Below are 2828 nucleotides of genomic sequence, written 5' to 3' on the forward strand. Positions count from 1 at the left end.
GCAAATGAGGGCCGTCAGGTTTCCCATCCGCACCGACGCCCGCGAGGAACGATTGCAGCGCCGCGAGATGGGGTGTCAACAGCAAAAGGACAAGTCCCAGGGCGCTGCCCTGGACCCGCCGGGGGGGATAATCCCCCCCGGCCCCCCGTATACCTCAACTCACTCCCGGATCCACATCTGATTGATGGTGTCGGGTCGGGACCAGACCAGTTTGAAGCCGTTTTCCACCAGGATGGGTCGGCAGATGGCCTCGCCGTGCATCTCGATGGCGATGCTGCGCAGGCGGGGATCGGCCAGGGTCTTTTTCGCGCCCTGGAGAATCTTGGGTTCGTTGCCGTCGGTGTCGATCTTCATGGCATTGGGCACCACCCCCAACTCCTCGCACAAGGCATCCACGGTCATGGTGGCCACCCCTTCCGCCCAGACCACTTTCAAGCCCTCGTTGGTGCGCTCCAGCCCCTCGCGGCTCTCGCTGTGACAGGCCGCGCCGGGGGTCACGTCCTGAATGTGCAACCGGCTCAGGCCACGGGCGTCGCTGATGGCCACGCTGTAAATGTTGGCCCGGTCGGCCAGCCCGTTGGCCAGGAAATTCTCCTTCAGCAGATGCAGGTTGGAGTATTCCGGCTCGAAGGAGTAGACCTTCACGCTCTTGTGTCGCAGGCAGGCGTAAAGCGAAAAGACGCCGATGTTGGCCCCGATGTCGAAGAAGACATCCCCCTCCTTCAGGTGGGTATCGATGAACTGGCGTACCTCCACCTCCTTGCGGGCGAAGAGATACCAGCGGAAATGGGTGATCCAGTTGTTGCACGGCAGGGTGAAGGCGATATCGCCCATGCGGGTCACGCGCCGTCTGGTCAGGAAGGCGGCGGTTTTCCACATCAGCGGCAGATAGATGTATCGCCAGTCCCCCTGACTGTTGCGCACCGCCTGCAACACCCCGGAAAAGAGTTTGCGCAGCAGGGGAATCTCTTTCAAACGGCTGATCATGTTAAGCTCCTTACAGGGCGCTCAGGCCGACAAATCCGTCAGGATGGTCCCGGTCCGCACCGGAGTGAACAGCTCCCGCACCGCCTCCACCTGGCGGCGATGCAGGGTTTCCAGGGTGGCCTCATCGGCCTGTCGCAGCATCTCCAGACAATCGGCGAATCGCGCCGCCGAGGAGCAGGACAACATCTCCCCCGCGAAACGGTCGAAAAAGGGGTTGATGGCCAGGCAGTCGTACAGGGTGACATGCACCGTCAGCCGCCCGTGAACCACCGCCGAAAGCCCCGCGCTGGTGGCGCAATAGAAGGCGAGATCACAGGCGGCGAGATCCTCCACCAGCGTGCCTTCGGTTTCGCTGACGAAAGGATATTTGCCCCGGATGGAGCGCGATTCCGCCTCGAAGGCGTTGAGACCCACCGCCTTGTAGGTGCGCACGGTGTAGCGCACCCCGTGACGCAGACGCTCCTCGGCATCGAGCCAGGATTCGAACAGGCGCAGCTCGTTGGGGTGGCTCAACAACAGCAGTACCACCGGCGCTTCTCCGGGGGCGCGCGCCACCTTGGGCAGAATGGTCTCCCCCTGAAACTTCCGGGTGCCCCAGACGTGGACCCGCTGCGCATCCTTGCGGCACCAATTGACGAACTGGTCCACATAAGCGTTGCCGCAAACCCCGTAGGCGTCGGGTTTTGGGCAATCGGAGCCCGGCAGATCCCGCAGGCACAGGGCCGAATCGTATTGCGGATGCGGCGTGAAGCCCAGGGTGCGAAGGCCCGAAGCGCGACAGGCCAGAATGGCGGCCCGTTCCACTCCCTTCTCCTCGTAAGGGTAGACCACCTGTCGGCAGGCGGAGCCCCGAAACAGCTTGTCAAAGGCACGCAAGGCCAGCAGCGCATTGAAATACTGCGCCGGCATGAAGACGGGGGAACGCAGATACCGGCTCCAGAAGGTGGTGCTGCGGCGTCCCGCGATGGTGCAGTCCACTCCCTGCCGGGCGAAGCGGCGAATGACGTTCAGGCTGCGTATCTGTTGTCCCAGAGCCACCAGCAGATCCCATGGCGAAGCGGACTCGAAGATCGAGACCACCTTGCCTTCGGGATCGTTCACCCAGCCGACGGCGTGATAGCTGACCTCGGGCACCGGGTCGAGCAGGTCGCCGTAGTAGTAGCGATAACCCAGGTGGGCCTGGGCGTACTCCCCCACCGGCTCGAACAGCACCGCCACCCGTCCCGGACGCGCCCGACCGGGGCGGTAGCGATAGCGGCGCAGGAACCGCCAGGTGAAAAGGGCCAGGCGGAGCAGCATTTGCCGTAACGGCTGCAGGGACCAGCTCTTCTCGCTCTCCCCCTTCACGGTGATTTCCGGATGGAACTCCCGCAGAAACCGCCCCACATCCGCATCGCAACCGATGAGCAGACACTCCGTGGCTTCTGGATGGCGGCTCATCCAATCGGAGAGGGCCAGCGCCACGAAAAGGGGTTTGACGATCGACTCCTGAGCCCAGGGGCGCAGATCCAGACGGGATTGGGGGGCCAGCCACCACTTCGGGCAATGGGGTTGAATGGTCCGGGCCAGAGCGATGTGGGAGAGTTGCAGATCCTGAAACCAGGCTGCGCTGTTGGCCAGGATGATGCCCGGAACATCCACGTAGCAGGGATGGCGAATCAGGGATTCGTCGTGCTGATAGAGCGCAAACGGTCGATCGACCGATGTCGGCAAGCGGTCCAACAGATGAACGATCATAAACCAAACCCGGGAAACGGATGCGCTTTGCTTTTCAATATTTTTCTTTTAAGTATCAAAAAAAGGAAATGTTCTGTCCTTTGACTTTATTCTTTTATTGATAA

Annotated in this window: 2 protein-coding genes; both read right to left on the bottom strand. The window is 61.9% G+C overall.

Annotated elements, in window-relative coordinates:
* Positions 1–159: 159 nt before the first annotated feature.
* Positions 160–987: an FkbM family methyltransferase gene (locus HQL56_19375; protein MBF0311678.1), complete on the bottom strand. Its 828-nt coding sequence runs from the start codon at positions 985–987 to the stop codon at positions 160–162.
* A 21-nt stretch (positions 988–1008) separates the two neighbouring features.
* On the bottom strand, positions 1009–2724 hold the full coding sequence (locus HQL56_19380; GenBank protein MBF0311679.1) for a hypothetical protein: 1716 nt from the start codon (positions 2722–2724) through the stop codon (positions 1009–1011).
* Between the last annotated feature and the right edge of the window lie 104 nt (positions 2725–2828).

This window comes from Magnetococcales bacterium (assembly GCA_015231925.1).
GTDB lineage: Bacteria > Pseudomonadota > Magnetococcia > Magnetococcales > JADGAQ01 > JADGAQ01.